Here is a 24,049-nt window from a genome sequence, read left to right as displayed (position 1 = left end):
ACAGGAGAAAACAATGCAGCAATATCTGGAAGCCGGAAAAGTTGTTACCACCCACGGTGTGCGCGGGGAAATGAAGCTGGAGCTTTGGTGCGACGGGGTGGATTTTTTGAAAAAAGCGGGTCGCCTGTACCCTTCGGCACAGGGCGGCAAAGCCTATAAGATCCTTTCCATCCGTCCACAGGGGCAGATGGCGCTGCTCCAGCTGGAGGGGGTCAGCGATATGGACGCCGCCCGGGCACTGCGCGGGCAGGTGTTCTATTTTGACCGCAACGATGCCACCCTGCCCGCAGGGCGGTGGTATGTGGCAGACCTCATCGGGTGCGAGGTGCGGGACGCTGACACCGGCAAGGTGTACGGTGTGGTGACCAGCGTAGACCACCCGGGTGCGCAGGATATCTACACCGTCAAAGCACCCAGCGGCAAGGAGTATATGTTCCCCGGGGTGGATGCCTTCCTGAAAGAGCGCAACCCGCCGGAGGGATATATCCTCGTCACCCCCATCCCCGGCCTGTTGGATGACGATTTTGACAGCGAGCGGGAGGAGGAGTAAGCCATGGGAATGCGTGTGGATATCGTGACTCTGTTCCCGGAGATGTGCCAGCAGGTGCTGGACGCCAGCATCATCGGCCGAGCGGCAAAGCGGGGCTATATTGAGACCCACTGCCACCAGATCCGGGACTACACCCTGAACAAGCAGAAGCAGACCGACGATTACCCTTACGGCGGCGGCTGCGGCATGGTGCTGTACGCCCAGCCCATCGCGGACTGCCTGCGGGCGGTGCAGCGCGAGGTGGCCGAACAGGGACGCCCCGCCCCGCACATCGTGTTCCTGACGGCGGGCGGACAGCGCTACACCGAGGAGCACGCCAAGCGCTTGGCACAGTACGACAACCTGACGCTGGTCTGCGGCCACTACGAGGGCATTGACGAGCGTGTCATCGAAGCTTTTGCGGACGAGGAAATCTCCATTGGTGATTATATCCTGACCGGCGGCGAGCTGGCCAGCCTTGTGGTGGCAGACAGCGTGCTGCGCCTGAAGCCCGGCGTATTGGCCGAGCAGAAGGGCTACGAGGAGGAAAGCTACTGGGACGGCCTGCTGGAATACCCCCAGTACACCCGCCCCGAGGTGTGGGAGGGCCGTGCCGTGCCCGAGGTGCTGCTGGGCGGCGACCACGCTAAAATCGACGCGTGGCGCGGCGAGCAGAGCCGCACTCGCACCCGTCTGCGCCGCCCGGAGCTGTACGAGCAGTGGTGCACGAGCCACCCCATTGCCGAAGTGCCCAAGTGGAAGCGGGGCGAGAATGTCCGGCTGGTAAAGACCGCCGAGCAGTTTGCCGCCGCCGCAAAGCTGTTTGCCGAGGGACGGCAGGCTGTCTGCGCCGACAACTGGACGCCGGAATACTGCCGCGCTCTGACCGAGCCGCAGTTTTTGCTGCAATTGCAGCAGGAAAAGGCGGCGGGCTGGGTGTGCTACCTGCACACCACCAAGGATGTGCCGGACGGCATGGTGTGCGTCAGCCATAAGGCGGGGCATATCGAGCACCTGTTCGTCACGGAAAAAGCCCGGGGCAACGGCATTGGCGCAAAGCTGCTGGATTTTGCCCGCAAAAAGCTGCCGGAGCACGCACACCCGGTACTGAGTGTGCTGAACACCAACACCCGCGCCATTGCGCTGTATACCCGCATGGGCTGGCAGCTGGACGGCAGCACCAGTCTGGAATTTGACCCGCAGCAATACCCTACCGTGACGCGTAAATGCGCACTGGTGCAGATGCGCTACGCAGGCCCTGCGCAGGAGTGAGCCGCGCCGGAAATATCGGTAAAAATACACAAAATTCAGAGGAAAACTCCCCGGCAGTCTAAAAGTTGTTGAAAACTTTTGTATTACCCCTCTAACCTTCGGGGTATAATTTTATTGTCTTTGTACAAAACCTGAAAAATGCTCCCTGTTTCATTGGGAAAAGCGCCAAAAATGCAAAAGGGGACTGTACAACCGTTTCGACTTGCGCTAAAATGAGTGTAACACAACAGGCACACTATGCTTTTGTACACCAAAACGATATTAGATAGGAGCGCTTTACTATGTACGTAAAAGAAGTTACCGTTGAAAATCAGGTTGGTCTGCACGCTCGTCCGGCTACCTTCTTTATCCAGAAGGCAAACGAGTTCAAGTCTTCCATCTGGGTCGAAAAGGAAGAACGCCGCGTGAACGCAAAGAGCCTGCTGGGCGTTCTGTCTCTGGGTATCGTTGGCGGCACCACCATCCGCATCATCGCTGACGGCGCTGATGAGCAGGCTGCCGTGGACGGCCTGATCAAGCTGGTGGAGTCCGGCTTTGCAGAGTAAGTCTGTATCACAAGCAACAGAAAGCGGCGGGGGCTCCCTGCCGCTTTTTTAGTACGCATTTTTACCGCGAGGGATTCCGCTGTAGGGAGTCCTCCATAAACACTGAGGAAGGTGCTGCATGACTAAGGCCGAACTCTACCAAAAAGCCTGTATGCTGCCGCTGCTGCCCGGGGTGTATATCATCCGGGACAAAAGCGACACCATCATTTATATCGGCAAGGCCAAGCGCCTGCGCATCCGGGTAAGCCAGTATTTCCGCGAGGGCGTGCCCCACGACAACAAGGTCAGCCAGATGATCGCCCATGCCTACGCCTTTGACGTCATCGTCTGCCAGAGCGAGTTCGAGGCGCTGGTGCTGGAAGCCAGCCAGATCAAGGCGCATACGCCCAAGTACAACATTCTGCTCAAGGATGACAAGGGTTACAGCTATATCCGCGTCACCCGGGAGGACTGGCCGCGCCTTTCCTTCACCCTGCAAAAGGAGGAGGACGGGGCAGAGTATATCGGCCCCTACACCTCCAGCTTTGCCGCGCGGCAGATGGCAGAAACGGCTATGGACGCTTTTTTGCTGCCGCGCTGCTCCAAACGCTTCCCGCAGGAGATCGGCAAAGGGCGCCCCTGCTTGAACGCCCATATCGGCAAGTGTATGGCGGTGTGCAGCGGAAAGATCAGCTGCGAGACCTACAATCAGGCGGTCAAAAACGCGGTACACCTTATCCGCTACGGCAAAAAGGATATCCTGAAAACCCTCAACGAGCGGATGCAGGAAGCTTCCGACCGGCTGGAATTTGAGACCGCCGCCCTTCTGCGGGATCAGATCAACGCCATCACCAAGCTGACGGCAGGGCAAAAGGTGGTGGTAGACCCGGACGTGGAGATGGACGTGGTGGCGCTTGCCGGTACACCGGACAGCGTGTGTGCGGCGGTGCTGCGCTTCCGGGAGGGACGGCTGACCGATAAGCGGGAGTTTCTGTTCCACGATACCTCGGATATCGACGCGGTGCGGGAGGAATTTCTGCCCCGGTACTATCTGGACGATGAACAAATTCCCAAGATCATCGCGGTGGACGCGCTGCCGCCGGACATGGACGCCTTGCAGCAGGCGCTGAACCAGAAGCGGGGCAGCGAGGTACAGCTGTATGTGCCCCAGCGGGGCGATAAAGCGCATCTGGTGGAGATGGCGCACACCAACGCGGTGGAGCGTCTGGCGCGGGAGAGCGGACGCTACGCCCGGGAGGAAAAGCTGCTGGACGAGCTGGCGCAAGTGCTGGGGCTTTCAAAGCCGCCCCGCGCCATCGAAAGCTACGATATCTCCAACTGGGGCGATGGCAGCAGTGTCTGCGGCATGGTCACCTTCAAGGACGGCAAGCCCTTCAAGGCAGGCTACCGCAAGTTCAAAATGAAGACCGTGGCGGGCACGGACGACTACGCTTCGCTGGCAGAGACCGTCTCCCGCCGGGCGGCAGAGTACGAAAAATACGCTGCACAGGCCGAAAACGGCCAGTCCAGCGGCAACTGGTTCGGGCAGAAGCCAGATCTTTTGCTGATGGACGGCGGCAGGGGACAGGTGAGCGCCGCAAAGGAAGCGCTGGCCGGTACGGCACTGGCAGATGTGCCGCTGTACGGCATGGTAAAGGATGACCACCACCGCACCCGCGCCATCGTGGACAGCGACGGGCGGGAAATTGCCATCAACATGAACCGCGGCACCTTTACCTTCATCACCGCCATTCAGGACGAGACTCATCGCTTTGCCAACGCCTACCGCAAGCAGCAGATGAAGCAGAAAAGCTACTCCTCCACCCTGACCGAGGTGCCGGGCGTAGGCCCTAAAACCGCCAAAGCCCTGCTGGCGCAGTTCAAGAGCGTGGGCGCAGTGAAGGATGCTACCCCCGACCAGCTGGAAAACACTCCCGGTGTGGGCAAACAGCTGGCGCAGACCATCTACGAGTATTTTCACGGGAAAGCATAAAAACACCCCCGGCATCTGTTTTCGTTCGGATGCCGGGGGTGTTCTGCGTTCAGGGGTCAATTGGTATAGGAGATGGAGAAATCGCCGGTGACAGAATCGAGGGAAATTTTACGAGAGGTATTTGCTTTGCCATTATGGATCGAGGTGCCCTTAAGCTCATTGGTGACGAGGGTATAGTCCGAGGCGCTGCCCTCCAAAGTCAAGTCGGTATCGCCGGTGATGACCGAGATGTTGACATCCCGAGCACCGGACAGCATACCGATCGTGCAGTCGCCCACGGCAATTTCGGCATCGAATTCCGGTGCGGTCAGATGGTCAATGCGACAGCCGCCCATGGCAAGATTGAAATCCGCATCCTTCACAGTCAGGCTGTCGGCAGAGACGCTCCCCATGGCAAGTTCCAGATCCAGTTCTTCCACAGAGAGCGTGCCAAGGTCAACGTCGCCCATGGCAAGATCAATGTCTACCTCATGCAGGATATTTTCCGGAGCTGTAATGGTGAGCACAGCACCGTCAACATCAGGGGGAGCGTAGTATTTCGGGATATGGTAGGAAAACTCTGCGGTTCCGTCTTTTTTGTTGGAATGGGTGAGGTACCGGGTTCTAAAGCCATCAAACTGTAGCGTGATATCAGAAACGTTTGGGTCAACAACAAAGAGAATGGTACCATAGTCCAACTTCAGCGATAGTTTATCGCTGACCATCTCAGCAGAGAGGGAGAAAGTCAAGCCGTCTGGAGTGGAAACAGGAACTGCGGGCTGCGTGGAGGCACTCTCGGCAGCTGTTTCCGCAGAGGAAGCAGGAATTTCCGAGGCAGGAGAGATGGACTCGACCGGCTGCACCGGGGTGGCTTTGGTATGCTGGAAGAAAAAGCAAAACAGCACCAGCACCGCCAGAACAGCCAGCCCGCCGCCCAGCACCATACGCCAGCGGGAATGCGCCTTGCGGGCAGGGGATGCCGGGGCGGCAGAGCTGTCTGCCGGGGGCTGCTCGTCCAGAATTTTGCGGGCGACCTCCTCGGGGCTGCCAAGCTCTGCAATGGCGCGGGCTTCGTTCTCTGGCCCGGCGGTATCCAGATAATCCTCGTAATAGCTCAAAGCGTCCTTGCGCTCGGCCTCCGGCAAGGGGGCCAGAAGCTGCTCCAGCGCAGCAAGAAATGCAGTACGGGTCATAAATCATTCCACCTCTCTGAAAAATGTGTCAATGGAAGAACGGTAACGGCTCCACTCCTGCGCGTAGGCGGCAAGCTGCGCCCGCCCGGCGGAGGTGATCTGATAATAGCGGCGGTTGCGGCCGTTAAAGGGTGCATCGTAGACCGTGAGCAGCTGGTCTTTCTGCAGCCGGCGCAGCACCGGGTACAGGGTGGATTCGCTCAGTTCCAGCGTGTGGGTGATCTGTTGGGTGATCTTGTAGCCGTAGGTACCTTCCGGCTCCTGCGCCACCACGGACAGCACAATGGCGTCCAGCAGCGCGGCACTGATGGGAAAACTCATGTGGGAACAGCCTCCTTTCGGCGTGGTCTGTTTCTATAATATTATATAGCATATAATATTGCACAAGTCAATAGGGAATTTACCCTCTCAGTCTCGCTGCGCTCGCCAGCTCCCCCGAAGGGGGAGCTTTACCGCACGGACTGGCAGATAACAAAAAAGCTCCCCCTTTCGGGGGAGCAGACTGAGAGGGTCGAACTTCTTAGTTTTCAGAAGAGATGTCCTGTCCGAAGTACTTTTCGCTCAGGGTCTTTAAGGTGCCGTCGGCGCGCAGCTCCTCAATGGCGGTGTTCAGCGCGTCCAGATAGGCGGTGTCCTCGCTCTTGAGCACCGGGATGGCCACATGGGAGGCTTCAGCGGTCTGTGCCACCAGCTTGAAGTCTGCGTCCGGGTGGACGTTCAGGTAGTCGTAGAAGGAAACATCTGCGTTCAGGGTGGCGTCAATGCGGCCGGCGGTCAGCAGCTGGATGGTCTCTTCCAGCGTGTCGATGCCCTGCACGGTAGCGCCGTAGCTCTCGGCAAGCTCCATGTAGGTGGAAGCCAGACTGTTGGCGGTGGTCTTGCCCTTCAGGTCCTCAAAGCTGGTAATGTCAGTATTGTCCTTGCGCACCGCCAGCGCAGTGTGGATGTAGCCGTAGGGAGTGGTGAAAGCGTAGGTCTTGGCGCGCTCCTCGGTCACTTCCACGCCGTTGCACACCATGTCGTAGCGGCCGGCATCCAGACCGGCAAACAGGCTGTCCCAGTCGCTCTCCACATACTCCGGCTCTACGCCCAGCTTTTCTGCAATGGCGCGGGATACCTCCACGTCATAGCCCACCAGCGTGTCGGAGGAATCATGGTAGCTCCACGGCTGCCATGCACCCTCCAGCGCTACCACCAGCTTGCCGCTCTTCTGGATGCTGTCCAGCTTGTTCAGCGGTGCGGAGCTGGCGGTGCTGGCGGCGGTGTCCTTGGAAGAGCAGCCGGTCAGACTGAGCACCCCGGCGGCGGCCATAACGCCCATCAGAGAAATAAAGGTTCTGCGTTTCATAAGTAAAAATTCCTTTCTGTCGTGAAAAATGCAAAAAGAGAAATGGTTTTATTCCGTATGGGCGATCCTACGCAGGAAAGCCCGGGTGCGCTCCTCCTTGGGGGATGCAAAGAACTGCTGAGAGGGTGCCTGCTCCACTACCACGCCGTTTTCCATGAACACGGTCTTGGAGGACACGTTGCGGGCAAAGCCCATCTCGTGGGTGACCACCAGCATGGTCATGCCCTCTTCGGCCAGCTGCCGCATTACGCTGAGCACTTCGCCGGTCAGCTCCGGGTCAAGGGCGCTGGTGGGCTCGTCAAAATAGATGATCTCCGGGTCGGCGGCAAGGGCGCGGGCGATGGCCACCCGCTGCTGCTGTCCGCCGGAAAGCTGGCGGGGGTAGTAGTCGGCACGGTCGGCAAGGCCTACCTTGGCAAGCATCTTCATGCCGATCTCATCTGCCTGCTCCTTGGGCAGCTTACGCGCTACGATGAGCCCTTCGGTCACATTCTGCAGGGCAGTCTTGTTGCGGAACAGGTTGTAATTCTGAAACACAAAGGCCGTCTTTTTGCGCAGCCGGGCAATGTCGGCGCGGCTGGCATGGGCAAGGTCGAAACTTTCGCCGTCAAACACCAGCTGCCCGGCATCGGCAGTTTCCAGAAAGTTCAGGCAGCGCAACAGGGTGGTCTTGCCGGAGCCGGACGGCCCCAGAATGGCCACCACATCGCCTTTTTCTACGGTCAGGTCTACCCCGCGCAGCACGGGCAGTTCGCTGGTGACCTTCCGCGCACCGGGGCGGTGGAAAAAGCCGGGTTTTGCATAGGTGCGGAAGGTTTTTTGCACATTGCGGATCTCAAGCATAGCCATAGATGCGCACCTCCCTTTTTACTGGAAGCCGCGGGCGTTGAGCTGACGTTCCAGCAGCGCCTGCAGCTTGGTGATGACGGTACAGAACAGCAGATACACCACAGCCACCTCACAGTAGATGGGCAGAAAGATGTAGGTGCGGGCGGCTACCCGCTGCCCGGCCATGAACAGCTCTGCCACCGTGATATTGGACGCCAGCGAGGTGTCCTTGATCATGCCGATGAGGGAGTTGGACAGTGCAGGCACGGCGGTGCGCAGTGCCTGCGGCAGCACGATGCGGCGCATGATCTGCCACCAGCTCATGCCCACGCAGTACCCGGCCTCCAGCTGCCCCTGCGGCACGCTTTCCAGCGCACCACGCATGGTTTCGGCGCAGTAGGCACCCTCGTTGAAGGCAAAGGCGATGACTGCCGCCGGAAAGGCGTTCAGCATGATGCCCACGCTGGGCAGGCCGTAAAAGATGATGAACAGCTGCACCAGCAGCGGCGTGCCCCGGATGACCCAGATGTAGAACCGGGCGATCTGCCGCAGCACCGGCACGTTGGCGTACTGCACCAGCGCCACCGCCACCGCGATGATTATGGCAAAAAAGAAGGAGAGAAGGGTCAGCGGAATGGTCATGGTCAGGCCTGCCGTCAGGATACGGGGCAGCGCTTCCACCAGTACACTGACCGTGCGGTTGGATAAAAGTGCTTCAAACATCGGTTTTTCCTCAAAGCTTAAAAATACGCGCTCCGGCAAGGCTCTTGCCGGCTAAAGCAGTATATACCTTAAAGTAGGGTTTAAGTCAAGAGACTGAGTCACCAATCCCTACAAAACCTACCAGAATACTATAATAGCATGAAATGCCCCGCAGCGCAAACGGTTTGCACAAAACGTGTGATGTGCCCGAAAAATTGCATAAACTTGTTAAATATTTGTGCAATGCGGCAGAAGCTTGACGCTGTGGACGCTTTCGTGTACAATGGTCATAGTAGTGCGCAGGCGCGGGGCAACGGCCCGGCGCGGCGCAAATCCACCGGCAGGGGGCTTTCCCTCTGTCCGGTGCAGACACGGAGGATACGAACGTGAAAAAGTTTAGTATTGGTGTTCTGGGTGCAGGTACCTGGGGCATGGCTCTGGCACGGATGCTGACCGTCAGCGGCAACGATGTGCAGGTGTGGTCGGCCATTGAGGCCGAGGTGGACAACCTTTCCACCACCCGGGTACACCCCAATCTGCCGGGGATGGTCATCCCGCAGGAGCTGCGTTTTACCAAAAGCATAGAGGAAGTGTGCACCGGCAAGGATGTGCTGCTGTTTGCAGTGCCGTCGGTGTTCGTGCGCGCCACGGCGGCCAAGGCGCGGCCCTATATCCGCTCCGGCCAGATCATCGTGGACGTGGCAAAGGGCATTGAGCCTGATACCTTATATACCATGACCGAGATCCTTGCCGACGAGCTGAGCCACGAGAACGGCCCCCGCGCGGTGCGTCTGGTGGCGCTCAGCGGCCCCACCCACGCCGAGGAGGTGGCACTGGATCTGCCTACCACCATCGTTTCCGCCAGCCCGGATCTGGAGGCTGCCGAGGTGGTGCAGGAGGTGTTCAGCAACACCTGTATGCGCGTGTACACCAACACTGATATCAAGGGCGTGGAGCTGAGCGGTGCTATGAAGAATGTCATTGCGCTGGGCGTTGGCATCTCCACCGGCCTTGGCTACGGCGATAACGCCCGCGCCGCCCTGATCACCCGCGGCATTGCCGAGATCGCCCGGCTGGGCGTGGCGATGGGCTGCAATGTCCAGACCTTTGCGGGTCTGGCCGGTATCGGCGATTTGATCGTTACCGCCACCAGTATGCACAGCCGCAACAACCGCGCTGGTATCCTGATCGGCAAGGGCGAAAGCCCGGAGCAGGCTGTGAAGGAGGTCGGCATGGTAGTGGAGGGCATCAACGCCCTGCCCGCCGCTATGGAGCTGGCCGAGAAGTACCATGTGGAAATGCCCATCGCCCAGACGGTGAACGCCATCGTCAAGGAGGGCATGAGCGCCAGCGACGCGCTGCGCAACCTGATGTCCCGCGACCGCAAGAGCGAGATGCCGCAGGGCTATGAGAGCGTGTGAACCTGAATAAGTAGAAAGGGTACTCCTGAAATGCCATGGCATTTCAGGAGTACCCTTTTCTGTTTGGGGGGAGCGGCGGGAAGTGCAGCAAAATTATTAAAACTTTTTACAGAAAACAGACACAAAAGGGTAGAAGGTCGGCAAACTTTCTGCTATACTGAAAACGATAGAATTTTTGGCCAGTGCAGCCGGAACAGGGCGGCGGGCACTGGCACTGCAAGAAGGAGGAATGAGAGATGCCCTCTACCTACGCACACCGCCGCTTTGGCGCAAATGTGCTGGACCATCTGCCCGCATCGCTGCGGGAAAAGCTGGAGGCGCACCGGGAACTGTACGATATCGGCCTGCACGGGCCGGATCTGCTGTTCTATTACCATGCGGAAAAGTCCACCCCGGTCGCCGCGCTGGGCAATGCCATGCACGACGAGCAGGGCAGAACGTTCTTTGACCGGGCACGGCGGGTGGTGCACGAGGAAGCCGACCGCGAGGCTGCGCTGGCCTACGCGCTGGGCTTTGTGTGCCATTTTGCGCTGGACAGCACCTGCCACCCCTTTGTGGAGCAGTTTACCCGGGAGAGCGGTGTGACCCACTGCGAGATCGAGACCGAGTTCGACAATATGCTGCTGCGCCGGGACGGCTATGACCCGCTGACCTTCTTTACCGCCAGCCATATCCACCCCAGCGCGGCAAACGCCCGGGTCATTGCGCCGTTTTACAGGGATATTTCGGAGCAGACCGCGCTGGAAGCCCTGAAGGGGATGATCCTGGTGCATAAGGTGCTGCAGGCCTCAAACCCGGTCAAGCGCTGGGTGGTGCTGACCGGCATGAAGGTGCTGGGCAAGTACGATGGGATGCACGGCCTTGTGGCAAACCCGCAGCCGAACCCGCAGTGCACCGAGAGCAACCGCAAGCTGGATGCGCTGTACGCCAAGGCTTTGCCGCTGGCAGAGCGGCTGATCTTAGAGTATGTGGCAAAGCTGGACACGGACGAGCCACTGGATGCCGCCTACGACCACACCTTTGGGGAATTTTAAAAACTCCGCCGTCCGGCGGTGCAAGGGGAAAAGGGAAAATACGATGAAAACTGAAAAATTCAAGGTGACACCGCTGGAGCGGGCATGGATCTTATACGATGTGGGCAACTCGGCCTTTGTGCTGATGATCGCCACGCTGGTGCCCATCTTCTTCAATGCGCTGGCCGAGGCCGGCGGCGTGAGCAAGGTAGACTATCTGGCCTACTGGGGCTATGCAAGCTCTATTGTTACGGTGGTCACCGCCATTCTGGGCCCCATTCTGGGCACGCTGGCCGATACCAAGGGCTTTAAAAAGCCCATCTTCATGCTCTGCCTCTTTGTGGGCGTCATTGGCTGCTGCGCTATGGGTCTGGCGGGCACATGGCTGGCCTTTCTGGTCATTTTTATCATTGCCAAGATCGGCTACTCCGGCAGTCTGGTGTTCTACGACTCCATGCTGGGCGATGTGACCACCCCGGAGCGGATGGACATGGTGTCCTCCCGCGGGTACGCATGGGGCTATATCGGCAGCTGCGTGCCCTTTGTGGTCTGTCTGGCGCTGGTGCTGGGCAGCAGTGCGGTGGGGCTTAGTCAGATGACCGCGCTGTCCATCGCGCTGGTCATTACCGCCGTATGGTGGCTGGTGGTCACCCTGCCGCTGCTGAAAAAATACCGCCAGATCAACTATGTGGAGGTGGAGCAGCACGCCATCCGCCAGAGCTTTGTGCGCATCGGGCAGACCTTGAAGCATCTGCCGCAGGACAAACAGGTGTTCTGGTTTTTGCTGGCCTTCTTCTGCTACATCGACGGCGTGTATACCATCATTGATATGGCTACCGCCTACGGCACGGCACTGGGACTGGACACCACCGGTCTGCTGCTGGCGCTGCTGGTCACCCAGATCGTGGCTTTCCCCTCGGCGCTGATCTTCGGCCGCCTGAGCCAGAAATATGAATCCAAGACCCTGATCCCGGTGTGCATCGCGGCCTATACCGGCATTGCCGTCTTTGCCTTCTTCCTGAAGAGTCAGTGGCAGTTCTGGGTGCTGGCCGTGGTGGTTGGTATGTTCCAGGGCGGTGTGCAGGCACTGAGCCGCAGCCACTTTGCCAAGATCATCCCGCAGGAAAAATCCGGCGAATACTTTGGCCTGTTCGACATCTGCGGCAAGGGAGCCTCCTTCCTTGGCACCATGATCGTCAGCGTGGGCAGCCAGCTGACCGGCAGCGCCAACGTGGGTGTGGGCTCCATTGCCATCCTGTTCGTCATCGGCTTTGTGCTGTTCGGCATCTCCACCCGGACAGAGGAGACAAAGCAGGTCTGACCAACTTTATGAACAAAACCGAAGCCCGGAGCGTCCGCAGACGCTCCGGGCTTCGGTTTTGTTTGCTTTGTCTGCAGAAGGAGCCGCTGTACAAAATGCTGTCGGGCGGGGGCGGCACGGGTGAAATTATCATGCAAAAAATACATCCTTGAAAAAAGTGGAATTAACCTATTGACAAACTAGGTAGAACGGGATATAATGCAAACATCCAATCCACCAGTCTTGTAGGAAAATGAAACAGAGGTTCCCCGGCGGGTGGTACATAGAGGGATGGAAAAGTTTTACCGGAAGGAGGGCACAAAGATGAAGCTGATCTGGAAAGAACTGCTGCACGCAAATTATCGCTGTGGGCGAATGCATACCAACCGGGCGCAGGCATCGGATGTGTATTGTATGTTGCCCTCGGCTGTGCGAATGTACACCCGAATGTGACAGCAGCAGCTCCGGTGGACCACACTGCCCGGTGCGCCTTTGAAAACGCATCGGGATTTTTTGTACACAGCAATAATACTTTTGGTATATAAAGAGAGGTAAATAACAATGTCTGAATATAAATTTGAGACCCTGCAGCTTCATGTCGGTCAGGAGCAGGCCGACCCCGCCACCGATGCCCGTGCAGTACCCATCTACCAGACCACGTCTTATGTGTTCCGCAACAGCCAGCACGCCGCAGACCGCTTCGGTCTGGCCGATGCAGGCAATATCTACGGCCGTCTGACCAACTCCACGCAGGATGTGTTTGAAAAGCGCATCGCAGCGCTGGAGGGCGGCGTGGCAGCACTGGCTACCGCTTCCGGTGCAGCTGCCATCACCTACACCATTCAGGCACTGGCACAGGCCGGCGACCACATCGTGGCACAAAAGACCATCTACGGCGGCAGCTACAACCTGCTGGCCCACACTCTGACCCAGTTCGGCGTCAACACCACCTTCGTGGATGCCCACGACCTTGCACAGGTGGAGGCCGCCATCCAGCCCAACACCAAGGCTGTCTATCTGGAGACGCTGGGCAACCCCAACAGCGACATCCCGGATATCGACGCCATTGCCGCTATCGCCCACAAGCATGGTCTGCCGCTGGTCATTGACAACACCTTCGGCACCCCGTACCTCATCCGTCCCATCGAGCACGGCGCAGACATCGTGGTGCACTCTGCCACCAAGTTCATCGGCGGCCACGGCACCACGCTGGGCGGCATCATCGCGGACAGCGGCAACTTCGACTGGAAGGCCAGCGGCCGTTACCCCAACATTGCCGCCCCGAACCCCAGCTACCACGGCGTCTCCTTTGCGGATGCCGCAGGCCCTGCCGCCTTTGTTACCTACATCCGCGCCATCCTGCTGCGTGATACCGGCGCTACCATCTCTCCCTTCAACGCATTCCTGCTGCTGCAGGGCACCGAGACCCTGAGCCTGCGCATTGAGCGTCATGTGGAGAACACCAAAAAGGTGGTGGAGTTCCTTGCCAACCACCCGCAGGTGGAAAAGGTGAACCATCCCTCGCTGCCGGATCACCCGGATCACGCCCTGTACCAGAAGTATTTCCCCAACGGCGGCGCGTCCATCTTTACCTTTAACATCAAGGGCGGCCGCGAGGAGGCCTTTACCTTCATCGACAACCTGAAGATCTTCTCTCTGCTGGCCAATGTGGCGGACGTAAAGAGCCTTGTCATCCACCCGGCCTCCACCACCCACAGCCAGCTGACCGATGCCGAGCTGGCCGAGCAGCAGATCTATCAGAACACCATCCGCCTGTCCATCGGCACCGAGCATATTGATGATATCCTTGCCGATCTGGAAGCAGGCTTCGCAGCCGTCCGCGGCAAGTAAGCAGCGATTCTCTTTCCCGCAAAGGGAATGTGATCTTCCTTTTATTCCTGTCCTAGTCTCCATAAGTGTGCGACAAGACCCCCGGCTGCCCGCCGGGGGTCTTGTCATCATTAAAAAAGTGGTTCAGAAACGCTTGTGGGCGTTTCTGAACCACAAATTATACTGCCGTTTTTTCGATTAGCGGCCAATCAGCAGGTCGCGGCGGCAGCGCAGACCCACAGAGAGGGTAGCATTGCTGCCCAAGTGCCGCAGGGTGACGCGGGTGCCGGACTTCTGTCCCTCGCACAGCAGCGAGAGGTTCAGGGTGGTGGTGTTCTTCTCGGTCACCAGCACCAGCGTTTTTATGCCGCTTGCCTGCAGGGCCTGCATATCCTCGATGGTGGTGCGGAAGGTGGCCACCTCGGCGGGGACGTCCAGCGTCAGCACGCCGTCCTTCTGGCGGGCGGTGTACAGCAGCTGTTTGCCCAGCAGACCCTTGACGGTGTAGCGCGCCTCGGCCTTTGCGGTGTCGGCCAGCTCGTCGCCGGAGATCAGCATAATGTTGCCCTGAATGGGGTTGCCCTCCGGGGCACCGTAGCCGCCGTAGCTGGGATCTTTTTCGCCCACGGCAACATCACCGCTGTGCAGTGCAATGTCGCCCTGCACCATCTGCTCCTGCGGGGGCAGATAGCCCTCCACGCAGGTAGAATCCACCTCGGCGGCAAAAGCGCCCACGCTCAGCATGGCGGCGGCACACACCGCCACAGCAGCACAGCTCAGGGTACGGACAAACTTTTTGTTCAGCAGCTTCATAGGAAAAATACCTCCTGAAAACGGCAGCCGCAGGGACTGCCTTGTTTTTTTTGCATCATAATTGTTTTTTAAACCATGGTTCAGCTGCGGCGCATCCACAATGGAAAACCGCCGTATCTGCTTTGTAAACGGATACGGCGGCCGGATTATTGCAAATAATTCAAAAATTTTTATTTTCAGGGATTTTCTGGTTTGTTTTCGGTGTCATCGCGGTTGAGGATATCCATGAACTCCTCGCCGGTGATGGTCTCCTTCTGGTACAGGTACTGTGCCAGCTCGTCCAGCTTTGCGCGGTTCTCGGTCAGGATGCGGATGGCCTTTTCGTGCTGGGTCTTGACCAGCTCTACCACCTTCCGGTCAATCTCGCACTGGGTCTGGGCACTGCAGGCCAGCGAGGTATCACCGCCCAGATACTGGTTGTTTACGGTTTCCAGCGCCACCATGTCAAATTCATCGCTCATTCCGTAGCGGGTCAGCATGGCGCGGGCAAGCTTGGTGGCCTGCTCGATATCATTGGACGCGCCGGTGGTGATGGAGTTGAAGGCCACCTCCTCGGCGGCGCGGCCGCCGGTCAGGGTGGCGATCTTATTTTCCAGCTCGGCCTTGTTCATCAGGTAGTGGTTGCCCTCGTCCACCTGCATGGTGTAGCCCAGTGCACCGGAGGTGCGGGGGATGATGGTGATCTTCTGCACAGGAGCAGAGTTGGACTGCTTGGCTGCCACAAGGGCATGGCCGATCTCATGGTAGGCTACGATGCACTTTTCGTGGTCGGTCAGGATGGAGTTCTTCTTCTGGTAGCCGGCAATGACCACCTCGATGCTCTCCTCAAGGTCGGCCTGCGTCACGCTCTTGCGGCCCGCCCGCACGGCACGCAGGGCGGCTTCGTTTACAATGTTGGCCAGCTCTGCGCCGGAGGCACCGGAGGCCATGCGTGCCACGGTGTTGAAGTCCACACCCGGGGCGATCTTCACCTTTTTGGCGTGTACCTTCAAGATCTCCTCGCGGCCCTTCAAATCGGGCAGCTCCACGGGCACACGGCGGTCGAACCGGCCGGGACGGGTCAGGGCAGGGTCAAGGGAATCCGGGCGGTTGGTGGCTGCCAGAATGATGACGCCGGTGTTGCCCTCAAAGCCGTCCATCTCGGTAAGCAGCTGGTTCAGGGTCTGCTCGCGCTCATCGTTGCCGCCAAACTGACCGCTGTTGCGCTTTTGACCAATGGCGTCGATCTCATCAATGAATACGATGCAGGGTGCTTTTTCTTTGGCCTGCTTGAACAGGTCGCGCACCTTGGAGGCACCCATGCCCACGAACATCTCCACGAACTCCGAGCCGGAGATGGAGAAGAAGGGCACGTTGGATTCGCCTGCCACGGCCTTGGCTAACATGGTCTTGCCGGTGCCCGGAGGGCCCACCAGCAGGATGCCCTTGGGCATGGAAGCACCAATCTCCTCGTACTTTTTGGGGTCATGCAGATAATTGACGATCTCCTGCAGGTTCTCCTTGGCCTCGTCCTCACCGGCCACATCCGCAAAGCGGATGCCGTGGGTGGACTGCACATACACCTTTGCGTTGGATTTGCCCGCGCCGCCGAACATCATGGAACCCGGGCCGCCGCCTGCTTTTTCCATCAGCTTTTTGTTCATCTGGTTGCCGATGAAGCTGAACAGCAGGATGGGCAGCACGAACCACAGCAAAAAGCTGAGCACCGGCGAGCCCTGCTCCACGATCTCACTGGAGAACTGCGCGCCCGCATCGTACAGACGCTCGGTCAGGCCGGGGTCGTTCATCAGGCCGGTCTTGTAGATCTGCTTGTTGTCCTTATCCGTAAAAATGATCTGGTTGGACTGGATATCTACCTTGCCGATGTTCTCCTGCTCGGTCATGCTCATAAAGGTGCCGTAGTCTACCTCCTGCACCTGACGCTCGGCCAGCCACGGCATGACCACAAGGTTGATGACCAGCAGCACCAGCAGCACGATGGCATAGTAGATAGCCAACGGCTTTTTGGATGGCTTGACTTCTTTCATGGGAACTTTCCTCCTTCTATTATAAAGTGGGTTTCCACCCGTTTGCTGCGTCCAGTATACCACACCTTGCCGCCCGGCAACAGCGCAGCGAGGGCAACTTTGCAAAAACTTAGCAGTTTCTTAACAAAGAGGGCTAAAGCCGCTCAGTTACCATATTATAGGTGCGCAAAGGGCTAGCCGGATGAGGGGGCAGGGGAGCAACGACCTCAATTTTGCATGATTTACCCCATGGTATTGTGAAATGCTTTCATCTTTATCCTGAACGAAACTTCTTGACACTTTCTGGCAGGCGTGCTAAAATTATCTCACTTTCAACAAAGCGCAAATGCGTTGACGGGGATAAAACGATCTTTCTTCTGCGTGCAGAGAGCCGCCGGGTGGTGCAAGGCGGGTGCAGAGAACTTCGGATACTGGCCCCTGAGCGGCAGAACTGAACGGACAAGTAGGTTCTGACGGACGCCCACCGTTACAGGGGCAGCGATTCGCCGTTTTGGCCGATCGTGCAAAGTGGCTGTACCTGACCGTGCAGCAAGGAGAGTGGTACCACGGGTGCCCTGTAAAAGCAATTTACAGGCTCTCGTCTCTCAAGGTTTTCGCCTTGAAAGACGGGAGCCTTTTTGTATGCGGATACCCCTTCAGGCATCGCTACGCGATGCCAGATTCCCCCTTTTGTCACCTACGGTGACATCTTCCCCCGGAGCGGGGGAAGTCGGCCCTCTCGGGGACGCCTTTGGGCAATACCGCAAACGTTACCGCATTCCGGAAAGCCGTCCCCTTGGGGAAGGTGGATGCGAGTGAAACGAGCAGACGGAAGGGGTGCATTTTTATGCACCACAACATCAGGAGGACAACAGGATGATGGACGCTACCAAGTACGCACCGGGGTACTACCCGGTACCCGCCGGTTATGACAGCTGGGTAAAAAAGGACCATATTGAAAAGGCTCCCGCATGGTGCAGCGTGGATCTGCGGGACGGCAATCAGGCACTGATCGTGCCCATGAGCCTTGCAGAAAAGCTGGAGTTCTTCCAGATGCTGGTGAAGATCGGCTTCAAGGAGATCGAGGTGGGCTTCCCCGCCGCCAGCGAGACCGAGTACGAGTTCCTGCGCACCCTGATCGAAAAGGACATGATCCCCGCCGACGTTACCGTGCAGGTGCTGACCCAGTGCCGCGACCACATCATCCGCCGCACCTTCGAGGCAGTCAAGGGTGCACCCCGGGCGGTGATCCACTTCTACAACTCCACCTCCGTGGCACAGCGGGAGCAGGTATTCCACAAGTCCAAGGAGGAGATCAAGCAGATCGCCGTGGACGGCGCAAAGCTGGTCAAGCAGCTCAGTGAGGAATACGAGGGCAACTTCCTGTTTGAGTACAGTCCCGAAAGCTTTACCGGCACCGAGGTAGATTACGCCGTAGAGGTGTGCAACGCCGTGCTGGATATCATGCAGCCCACCCCGGAGCGCCCCATGATCATCAACCTGCCGGTGACCGTGGAGATGAGCATGCCCCATGTGTACGCCAACCAGATCGAGTATTGCGACAAGCACCTGAAGTACCGCGACAGCGTGATCATCTCCACCCACCCCCACAACGACCGCGGCACCGGCGTAGCCTGCGCAGAGTTGGCAGTGCTGGCGGGCGCACAGCGCGTGGAGTGCTGCTTGTTCGGCAACGGCGAGCGTACCGGCAATGTGGACGCCGTAACGCTGGCGATGAATATGTACAGCCACGGCGTAGACCCCAAGCTGGACTTCTCGGATATGCCTGCCATCTGCGCCACCTACGAGCGGGTGACCCGGATGCACATCTACGAGCGCACCCCCTACGCCGGACAGCTGGTGTTTGCCGCCTTCTCCGGCAGCCATCAGGACGCCATTGCCAAGGGCATGGCGTACCGCAAGCAGACCGGCGAGCACCGCTGGACCTGCCCCTACATCCCGGTGGACCCCCACGACATCGGCCGCACCTACGACGCCGACGTCATCCGCATCAACAGCCAGAGCGGCAAGGGCGGCATCGGCTTTGTGCTGGAGCAGAACTACGGCTACAACCTGCCCCCCAAGATGCGGGAGGCGCTGGGCTACAAGGTCAAGAGCGTGTCCGACCACAGCCACAAGGAGTTGAGCGCCGCCGAGGTGCTGCACATCTTCGAGGATACCTACCTCAACCGTGCAAAGCCGCTGAACGTGGTGGAAGCCCACTTTGCACAGGTGAACGGCATTACCGCCACGGTCACGCTGGAGCTGAACGGCCAGCGCAAGGTGGTCACCTCGGTGGGCAATGGCCGTCTGGATGCCGTAGCCAACGCCATCCAGAGCGCCACCGGCATGGACTTCCATCTGGAAAACTACTCGGAGCACAGTCTGGACGAGGGCTCCACCTCCCGCGCAGCCTCCTATGTGGGGCTTGTCTGGGGCGATAACACAGTCACATGGGGTGCCGGTACCGACACCGACATCATCGTGGCCGGTATCCGCGCCCTTGTCAGCGCGATCAATAATCGATAAAAAAGGAGAAAACTACCATGGGAATGACCCTGACGCAGAAGATCCTTGCCGCACACGCCGGACTGCCGGAGGTCAAGGCAGGCCAGCTCATCAACGCAAAGTTGGACATTGTGCTGGGCAACGATATCACCACCCCGGTGGCCATCAACGAGTTTGAGCGCGCCGGTTTCGACCGTGTGTTTGATAAAGAGCATATCGCTATCGTGCTGGACCACTTTGTACCCAACAAGGATATCAAGAGCGCTACCCAGTCCAAGCAGTGCCGGGAGTTTGCCAATAAGTACGATATCCTCAACTTCTACGATGTAGGCCAGATGGGCATCGAGCACGCGCTGCTGCCGGAAAAAGGCATCGTCACCGCCGGTGACTGCGTGATCGGCGCGGACAGCCACACATGTACCTACGGTGCGCTGGGTGCCTTCTCCACCGGCGTAGGCTCTACCGATATGGCCGCAGGCATGGCCACCGGCATGGCATGGTTCAAGGTGCCCTCTGCCATCAAGTTCGTGCTTACCGGCAAATTCAATCCCCGGGTGTCCGGCAAGGACCTGATCCTACACATCATCGGCATGATCGGTGTGGACGGTGCACTGTATAAGTCTATGGAGTTCACCGGCCCGGGCGTGGCAGGGCTTACCATGGACGACCGCCTGTGCATCTGCAATATGGCGATTGAGGCCGGTGCCAAGAACGGCATCTTCCCGGTGGATGAGGTGACCAAGGCTTATCTTGCAGGCCGCAGCCAGCGCCCGCCGGTGTTCTACGAGGCCGACCCCGATGCTGTGTACGAAAAGACCATCGAGATCGATCTCGGCGCACTGGAACCCACCGTCAGCTACCCCCATCTGCCTGAGAACACCCATGTTGCCAGCGAGGGCAAGGACATCAAGATCGATCAGGTGGTCATCGGCAGCTGCACCAACGGCCGCTTAGAGGACATGGAAGCCGCCTACAACATCCTCAAGGGCAAGCACATCGCCAAGGGCGTGCGCGGCATCATCATCCCCGCTACCATGGCTGTTTATAAGGAATGCATCCTGCGTGGCTGGACCACCGCCTTTATCGATGCGGGCTGCATTGTATCCACCCCCACCTGCGGCCCCTGTCTGGGCGGCTACATGGGCATTCTGGCAGCGGGCGAGCGCTGCGTTTCCACCACCAACCGCAACTTTGTGGGACGCATGGGTCATGTGGACAGCGAGGTCTATCTGGCCTCTCCCGCCACCGCCGCCGCCAGCGCCCTGACCGGCTATATCACCGACCCGCGCACGGTCTGACCCGAAAGGAGCATGAGCATGAACGCAAGAGGTTCTGTTTTCAAATACCCGGATAACGTGGATACCGACGTTATCATCCCGGCACGCCACCTGAACACGCAGGACGCCAAGGAACTTGCCAGCCACTGCATGGAGGATATCGACAAGGACTTTGTGAACCGGGTGCAGCCCGGCGATATCATGGTGGGCGGCTGGAACTTTGGCTGCGGCTCCTCCCGCGAGCACGCACCCCTGTGCATCAAGACTGCCGGTATCGCGGTGGTCATCGCCAAGAGCTTTGCCCGCATCTTCTACCGCAACAGCATCAACATTGGTCTGCCCATCATGGAGTGCCCGGAGGCTGTGGACGCCATCGAGGCAGGGGACACCGTTCGGGTAGACTTTGACACCGGCGTCATCACCGACGAGACCAACGGCAAGGTGTTCCACGCCGAGCCCTTCCCGCCCTTTATCCAGAACATCATCTCCGCCGGCGGCCTGATGAAGGCCATTCAGAAATAAGCCCCATCCCCATCCGTGAAAATGTGTTTGGAGCATAAAAGGAGTACCTCATGGAAAAAAATATTGCTGTCATCTGGGGCGATTGCTCCAGCCCGGAGATCGTAAAGCAGACCCTCCGGGTGCTGGATAAGGTGGCCGAAAAGTACGGCCATACCTTCCACTACACCGCTGCCGCCATGGGCGGCGAAGCCATTGATAAATACGGCGACCCGCTGCCCCAGCACGAGCTGGACAAGTGCCTTGCCGCCGACAGCGTGCTGCTGGGCGCGGTAGGCGGTCCCAAGTGGGAGGGGCTGCCCGGAGAACAGCGGCCGGAAAAGGGTCTGCTGCGGCTGCGCGCCGGGATGGGGCTGTACGCCAACAACCGTCCTGCTAAGATCTGGCCGCAGCTGGCACCTGCCAGCCCCTTAAAGCCCGAGATCGTGGCACAGGGCATTGACTTTATCATCGTGCGGGAGCTGATCGGCGGCGTGTACTTCGGCAATCACGAGACCCACACGCTGGAAAACGGCGAAAAGCAGGCTGTGGACACCATGCCCTATGCAGAGCACGAGATCGAGCGCATTGGCCGCATCGGCTTCGAGACCGCCCGCAAGCGCCGCAAAAAGCTGTGCTGCGTGGATAAGGCCAATGTGCTGGACACCAGCCGCCTGTGGCGCACCGTGATGCACCGGCTGCAGGCCGAGTACCCGGATGTGGAGTACAGCGAGATGTTCGTGGACAACTGCGCCATGCAGATCGTGAAGAACCCCGCGCAGTTCGACGTGATTGTCACCGAGAATATGTTCGGCGATATCCTGTCGGACGAGGCTTCCATGATCACCGGTTCCATCGGCATGATCCCGTCCTCCAGTCTTGGCGACGGCACCCGGGGCCTGTATGAGCCCATCCACGGCTCCGCCCCGGACATTGCAGGCAAGGACATCGTAAACCCCACTGCCTGTATCCTGTCCGCCGCTATGATGCTGCGGTACTCTTTTGGCATGGCAGAGGAAGCCGATGCCATTGAGAACGCTGTGAGCCGTGTGTTGGATAAGGGTCTGCGCACCGCCGATAACATGAGCGATGGCTGCACCTGCCTTGGCTGCACCGCCATGGGTGATGCCATTCTGGCAGAGATTTAAGCCGTAGCGCGGGACGATTTGAAATGCGCTCCGCTTTGCTCTGCGCATAGTTCAAGGAAAAATTATTTATAATTTCGGAATACCGGAGCGTCTGCGGACGCTCCGGTATTCTATTTTCACGGGAGGGGTCGTAAAGGTACGCGGCGGTGCTGAACCTTCTCATGAAAAAAGGGATTCTGAAAAGCCCGCAGGCTTTTCAGAATCCCTAATAAAAATACTGACTCTTCTGAGAATGTGCAGAGCGAAGCGGAGCACATTATAAATAAGTCCGCTTACAGCATCTTGGAGAGGAAGGCTTTCAGGCGGGGGTGCTTGGGGTTGGTGAACAGCTCCTGCGGCGGCTCATCCTCCTGAATTTTGCCACCGTCAATGAAGATGACCCGGTTGGACACCTCGCGGGCAAAGCCCATTTCGTGGGTGACCACCAGCATGGTGATGCCGGTGTGTGCCAGCTCCTTCATTAGTTCCAGTACCTCGCCCACCATCTCGGGGTCAAGGGCGCTGGTGGGCTCATCGAACAGGATCACGTCCGGATCCATTGCCAGCGCGCGGGCAATGGCGATGCGCTGCTGCTGGCCGCCGGAGAGGCTCTTGGGGTAGGCGTTGGCCTTGTCGGCCAGACCCACGCGAGCCAGCAGCTCGTCTGCGCGGGCAGAGATGGCTTCCTTGTCCTTCAGCTTCAGCAGGCTGGGTGCCAGCTCAAGGTTCTTTTTCACGGTCAGGTGGGGGAACAGGTTGAAGTGCTGGAACACCATGCCCATCTTCTGGCGCACGGCGTCAATGTGTGCTTCGTCCACCTCGACGCCCTCAAACTTGATAGAGCCGGAGGAAGGGGTCTCCAGCCGGTTCAGGCAGCGCAGAAAGGTGGACTTGCCGCAGCCGGAAGGGCCGATCAGGCACACCACATCGCCGCGGTAGATATCAAGGTCGATGCCCTTCAGCACGTCCAGCGTAGGGTCGGCCTTTTTTGCGCCGCGCTTCTTTACGCCGCCATAGGTCTTGGTCAGGCCGCGTACTTCCAAAATCTTATCGGTCACTTTGTGCCAGCCTCCTCTCAAACTTGCCCAGCAGCCATGTAAACAGCATAACAAGGATCAGGTAGATCAGTGCAACGCCCAGCAGGGGGAACATGGCTTCGTAGGTACGGTTCATAATGCCCTGTGCAGCATACAGCAGCTCCTTGCCGCCGATGGTGGTGATCAGGGAGGTATCCTTGAGCAGGATGATAAACTCGTTGCCCAGTGCAGGCAGCACCGCACGGATGGCCTGCGGGATGATGATGACCACCATGGTGGTCATGTAGTTCAGGCCAAGGCTGCGCCCGGCTTCCATCTGGCCGGGGTCCACAGCCATCAGGCCACCGCGGATGATCTCGGATACATACGCGCCGGAATTGATGCCCAAGGTCAGTGCACCCACCATAGTAAAGTTGCGGCTGTTGGCAAAAATGACCATGCTCATGATCAGCAGCTGCACCATCATAGGCGTGCCGCGGATGATGGTGGTGTACACCTGACACACCGCGTTAAAAAAGCCCAGCACCGCATTTTTGTGGCCGGGGCGCTGCTGGTCGTGGGTCACGCGCACCAGCGCCACCACGCTGCCCAGCACTACGCCCAGCGCCAGCGCCAGTGCGGTGACCAGCAGGGTGGTGCCCACACCGTTGATGTACTGCATCCAGCGGTCCTTCAGCAGAAAGGCCTGATAAAATTTAAAAAAGAAATCCTGTCCAAAGCTTAGCTTTGTGCCGCTGTTGAGCAGCTCTTTGAGCAGTTCGTATTGCGCAGCCATTCACATCCTCACTTTCTGTTTGTCAATAAATTGTAACCACTTTTTTCTAAAAAAAGAGGTGCCCCGGAGCGGGGCG

Annotated in this window: 22 protein-coding genes and 1 other annotated feature; of the genes, 13 read left to right on the top strand and 9 right to left on the bottom strand. The window is 58.7% G+C overall.

Annotation, left to right across the window (positions count from 1 at the left end; all coding sequences use genetic code 11):
• The first annotated feature begins 13 nt into the window (after positions 1-13).
• From rimM to uvrC, 4 genes are all read left to right on the top strand, one after another.
• Positions 14-550 carry a ribosome maturation factor RimM gene (gene rimM, locus MTP39_RS10950; protein WP_236131345.1) on the top strand — a complete coding sequence of 179 codons (537 nt, stop codon included), beginning with the start codon at positions 14-16 and terminating at the stop codon, positions 548-550.
• 3 nt (positions 551-553) lie between these two features.
• On the top strand, positions 554-1,801 hold the full coding sequence (gene trmD / locus MTP39_RS10945) for a tRNA (guanosine(37)-N1)-methyltransferase TrmD (protein ID WP_249240541.1): 1,248 nt from the start codon (positions 554-556) through the stop codon (positions 1,799-1,801).
• Between the two features lie 281 nt (positions 1,802-2,082).
• Complete coding sequence (locus MTP39_RS10940) at positions 2,083-2,346, top strand: HPr family phosphocarrier protein (protein ID WP_005920365.1); 264 nt, start codon at positions 2,083-2,085, stop codon at positions 2,344-2,346.
• A gap of 118 nt (positions 2,347-2,464) precedes the next feature.
• A complete protein-coding gene (gene uvrC, locus MTP39_RS10935; protein WP_249240540.1) occupies positions 2,465-4,318 on the top strand; it encodes an excinuclease ABC subunit UvrC in 1,854 nt (617 codons plus the stop codon).
• Positions 4,319-4,374: 56 nt separating this feature from the next.
• Here uvrC and MTP39_RS10930 read toward each other — a convergent pair whose 3' ends face one another.
• The 5 genes from MTP39_RS10930 to MTP39_RS10910 form a co-directional block, all read right to left on the bottom strand.
• Complete coding sequence (locus tag MTP39_RS10930) at positions 4,375-5,490, bottom strand: HAAS signaling domain-containing protein (protein WP_249240539.1); 1,116 nt, start codon at positions 5,488-5,490, stop codon at positions 4,375-4,377.
• A 3-nt stretch (positions 5,491-5,493) separates the two neighbouring features.
• Complete coding sequence (locus tag MTP39_RS10925) at positions 5,494-5,811, bottom strand: PadR family transcriptional regulator (RefSeq protein ID WP_249240538.1); 318 nt, start codon at positions 5,809-5,811, stop codon at positions 5,494-5,496.
• Between the two features lie 199 nt (positions 5,812-6,010).
• On the bottom strand, positions 6,011-6,838 hold the full coding sequence (locus MTP39_RS10920; RefSeq protein WP_249240537.1) for a transporter substrate-binding domain-containing protein: 828 nt from the start codon (positions 6,836-6,838) through the stop codon (positions 6,011-6,013).
• A 48-nt stretch (positions 6,839-6,886) separates the two neighbouring features.
• On the bottom strand, positions 6,887-7,687 hold the full coding sequence (locus MTP39_RS10915; protein WP_330221060.1) for an amino acid ABC transporter ATP-binding protein: 801 nt from the start codon (positions 7,685-7,687) through the stop codon (positions 6,887-6,889).
• A gap of 18 nt (positions 7,688-7,705) precedes the next feature.
• Positions 7,706-8,389: an amino acid ABC transporter permease gene (locus MTP39_RS10910; protein WP_249240536.1), complete on the bottom strand. Its 684-nt coding sequence runs from the start codon at positions 8,387-8,389 to the stop codon at positions 7,706-7,708.
• Between the two features lie 365 nt (positions 8,390-8,754).
• On the opposite strand from MTP39_RS10910, the gene MTP39_RS10905 reads away from it, so the two are divergent.
• From MTP39_RS10905 to MTP39_RS10890, 5 genes are all read left to right on the top strand, one after another.
• Positions 8,755-9,789: an NAD(P)H-dependent glycerol-3-phosphate dehydrogenase gene (locus MTP39_RS10905; RefSeq protein WP_097778862.1), complete on the top strand. Its 1,035-nt coding sequence runs from the start codon at positions 8,755-8,757 to the stop codon at positions 9,787-9,789.
• A 236-nt stretch (positions 9,790-10,025) separates the two neighbouring features.
• Entirely contained in the window at positions 10,026-10,823 is a 798-nt protein-coding gene (locus tag MTP39_RS10900; RefSeq protein WP_249240535.1) for a zinc dependent phospholipase C family protein, read from the top strand.
• A 43-nt stretch (positions 10,824-10,866) separates the two neighbouring features.
• Positions 10,867-12,123 carry an MFS transporter gene (locus MTP39_RS10895; RefSeq protein ID WP_249240534.1) on the top strand — a complete coding sequence of 419 codons (1,257 nt, stop codon included), beginning with the start codon at positions 10,867-10,869 and terminating at the stop codon, positions 12,121-12,123.
• 303 nt (positions 12,124-12,426) lie between these two features.
• Positions 12,427-12,555: a hypothetical protein gene (locus tag MTP39_RS14040; protein ID WP_256468819.1), complete on the top strand. Its 129-nt coding sequence runs from the start codon at positions 12,427-12,429 to the stop codon at positions 12,553-12,555.
• Positions 12,556-12,663: 108 nt separating this feature from the next.
• Positions 12,664-13,953, top strand: a complete 1,290-nt coding sequence (locus MTP39_RS10890) for an O-acetylhomoserine aminocarboxypropyltransferase/cysteine synthase family protein (RefSeq protein ID WP_249240533.1) — start codon at positions 12,664-12,666, stop codon at positions 13,951-13,953.
• 177 nt (positions 13,954-14,130) lie between these two features.
• On the opposite strand, the gene MTP39_RS10885 is transcribed toward MTP39_RS10890, so the two are convergent.
• Together MTP39_RS10885 and ftsH are read right to left on the bottom strand one after the other, a co-directional pair.
• Positions 14,131-14,745 (bottom strand): transcriptional regulator, IclR family protein, encoded by a 615-nt coding sequence (locus MTP39_RS10885; protein ID WP_249240532.1) that lies wholly within the window; start codon positions 14,743-14,745, stop codon positions 14,131-14,133.
• Positions 14,746-14,921: 176 nt separating this feature from the next.
• Positions 14,922-16,772 (bottom strand): ATP-dependent zinc metalloprotease FtsH, encoded by a 1,851-nt coding sequence (gene ftsH / locus MTP39_RS10880; protein WP_249240531.1) that lies wholly within the window; start codon positions 16,770-16,772, stop codon positions 14,922-14,924.
• Positions 16,773-17,093: 321 nt separating this feature from the next.
• Positions 17,094-17,360 (top strand) — a binding site (T-box leader).
• 267 nt (positions 17,361-17,627) lie between these two features.
• Between ftsH and MTP39_RS10875 the strand changes: the two genes are divergently transcribed.
• From MTP39_RS10875 to leuB, 4 genes are read left to right on the top strand one after another with little or no spacing between them, the layout of a single operon-like run.
• Positions 17,628-19,280 (top strand): 2-isopropylmalate synthase, encoded by a 1,653-nt coding sequence (locus tag MTP39_RS10875; protein WP_112090426.1) that lies wholly within the window; start codon positions 17,628-17,630, stop codon positions 19,278-19,280.
• 17 nt (positions 19,281-19,297) lie between these two features.
• A complete protein-coding gene (leuC, locus tag MTP39_RS10870; protein WP_055186143.1) occupies positions 19,298-20,557 on the top strand; it encodes a 3-isopropylmalate dehydratase large subunit in 1,260 nt (419 codons plus the stop codon).
• An 18-nt stretch (positions 20,558-20,575) separates the two neighbouring features.
• Positions 20,576-21,058 (top strand): 3-isopropylmalate dehydratase small subunit, encoded by a 483-nt coding sequence (gene leuD, locus MTP39_RS10865; RefSeq protein WP_055186144.1) that lies wholly within the window; start codon positions 20,576-20,578, stop codon positions 21,056-21,058.
• 50 nt (positions 21,059-21,108) lie between these two features.
• Positions 21,109-22,182, top strand: a complete 1,074-nt coding sequence (gene leuB / locus MTP39_RS10860) for a 3-isopropylmalate dehydrogenase (RefSeq protein ID WP_249240530.1) — start codon at positions 21,109-21,111, stop codon at positions 22,180-22,182.
• Between the two features lie 272 nt (positions 22,183-22,454).
• Here the strand turns inward: leuB and MTP39_RS10855 are convergent, their stop codons facing one another.
• Both MTP39_RS10855 and MTP39_RS10850 read right to left on the bottom strand, forming a co-directional pair.
• Positions 22,455-23,219, bottom strand: coding sequence for an amino acid ABC transporter ATP-binding protein (locus MTP39_RS10855; protein ID WP_330221059.1), 765 nt, complete (start codon positions 23,217-23,219; stop codon positions 22,455-22,457).
• Entirely contained in the window at positions 23,209-23,973 is a 765-nt protein-coding gene (locus MTP39_RS10850; protein WP_249240529.1) for an amino acid ABC transporter permease, read from the bottom strand. Before MTP39_RS10850 ends, MTP39_RS10855 begins: the two co-directional genes overlap by 11 nt.
• Positions 23,974-24,049: the final 76 nt, after the last annotated feature.

Source organism: Faecalibacterium sp. I3-3-33 (assembly GCF_023347295.1).
Lineage (GTDB): Bacteria > Bacillota > Clostridia > Oscillospirales > Ruminococcaceae > Faecalibacterium.
The sequence above is the reverse complement of the archived record's forward strand: the minus strand, read 5'-3'. Positions and strand labels throughout refer to the sequence as shown.

Excerpts from the sequence above, each read along its gene's own strand:
- MTP39_RS10940 (WP_005920365.1), top strand. The coding sequence starts at position 2,083 with ATGTACGTAAAAGAAGTTACCGTTGAAAATCAGGTTGGTCTGCACGCT.
- uvrC (WP_249240540.1), top strand. The coding sequence starts at position 2,465 with ATGACTAAGGCCGAACTCTACCAAAAAGCCTGTATGCTGCCGCTGCTG.
- MTP39_RS10920 (WP_249240537.1), bottom strand. The coding sequence starts at position 6,838 with ATGAAACGCAGAACCTTTATTTCTCTGATGGGCGTTATGGCCGCCGCC.
- ftsH (WP_249240531.1), bottom strand. The coding sequence starts at position 16,772 with ATGAAAGAAGTCAAGCCATCCAAAAAGCCGTTGGCTATCTACTATGCC.
- leuB (WP_249240530.1), top strand. The coding sequence starts at position 21,109 with ATGGAAAAAAATATTGCTGTCATCTGGGGCGATTGCTCCAGCCCGGAG.
- trmD (WP_249240541.1), top strand. The coding sequence starts at position 554 with ATGGGAATGCGTGTGGATATCGTGACTCTGTTCCCGGAGATGTGCCAG.
- MTP39_RS10915 (WP_330221060.1), bottom strand. The coding sequence starts at position 7,687 with ATGGCTATGCTTGAGATCCGCAATGTGCAAAAAACCTTCCGCACCTAT.
- MTP39_RS10910 (WP_249240536.1), bottom strand. The coding sequence starts at position 8,389 with ATGTTTGAAGCACTTTTATCCAACCGCACGGTCAGTGTACTGGTGGAA.
- MTP39_RS10925 (WP_249240538.1), bottom strand. The coding sequence starts at position 5,811 with ATGAGTTTTCCCATCAGTGCCGCGCTGCTGGACGCCATTGTGCTGTCC.
- MTP39_RS10900 (WP_249240535.1), top strand. The coding sequence starts at position 10,026 with ATGCCCTCTACCTACGCACACCGCCGCTTTGGCGCAAATGTGCTGGAC.
- MTP39_RS10875 (WP_112090426.1), top strand. The coding sequence starts at position 17,628 with ATGATGGACGCTACCAAGTACGCACCGGGGTACTACCCGGTACCCGCC.
- MTP39_RS10890 (WP_249240533.1), top strand. The coding sequence starts at position 12,664 with ATGTCTGAATATAAATTTGAGACCCTGCAGCTTCATGTCGGTCAGGAG.
- leuD (WP_055186144.1), top strand. The coding sequence starts at position 20,576 with ATGAACGCAAGAGGTTCTGTTTTCAAATACCCGGATAACGTGGATACC.
- MTP39_RS10850 (WP_249240529.1), bottom strand. The coding sequence starts at position 23,973 with ATGGCTGCGCAATACGAACTGCTCAAAGAGCTGCTCAACAGCGGCACA.
- MTP39_RS10895 (WP_249240534.1), top strand. The coding sequence starts at position 10,867 with ATGAAAACTGAAAAATTCAAGGTGACACCGCTGGAGCGGGCATGGATC.
- rimM (WP_236131345.1), top strand. The coding sequence starts at position 14 with ATGCAGCAATATCTGGAAGCCGGAAAAGTTGTTACCACCCACGGTGTG.
- leuC (WP_055186143.1), top strand. The coding sequence starts at position 19,298 with ATGGGAATGACCCTGACGCAGAAGATCCTTGCCGCACACGCCGGACTG.
- MTP39_RS10930 (WP_249240539.1), bottom strand. The coding sequence starts at position 5,490 with ATGACCCGTACTGCATTTCTTGCTGCGCTGGAGCAGCTTCTGGCCCCC.
- MTP39_RS10885 (WP_249240532.1), bottom strand. The coding sequence starts at position 14,745 with ATGAAGCTGCTGAACAAAAAGTTTGTCCGTACCCTGAGCTGTGCTGCT.
- MTP39_RS14040 (WP_256468819.1), top strand. The coding sequence starts at position 12,427 with ATGAAGCTGATCTGGAAAGAACTGCTGCACGCAAATTATCGCTGTGGG.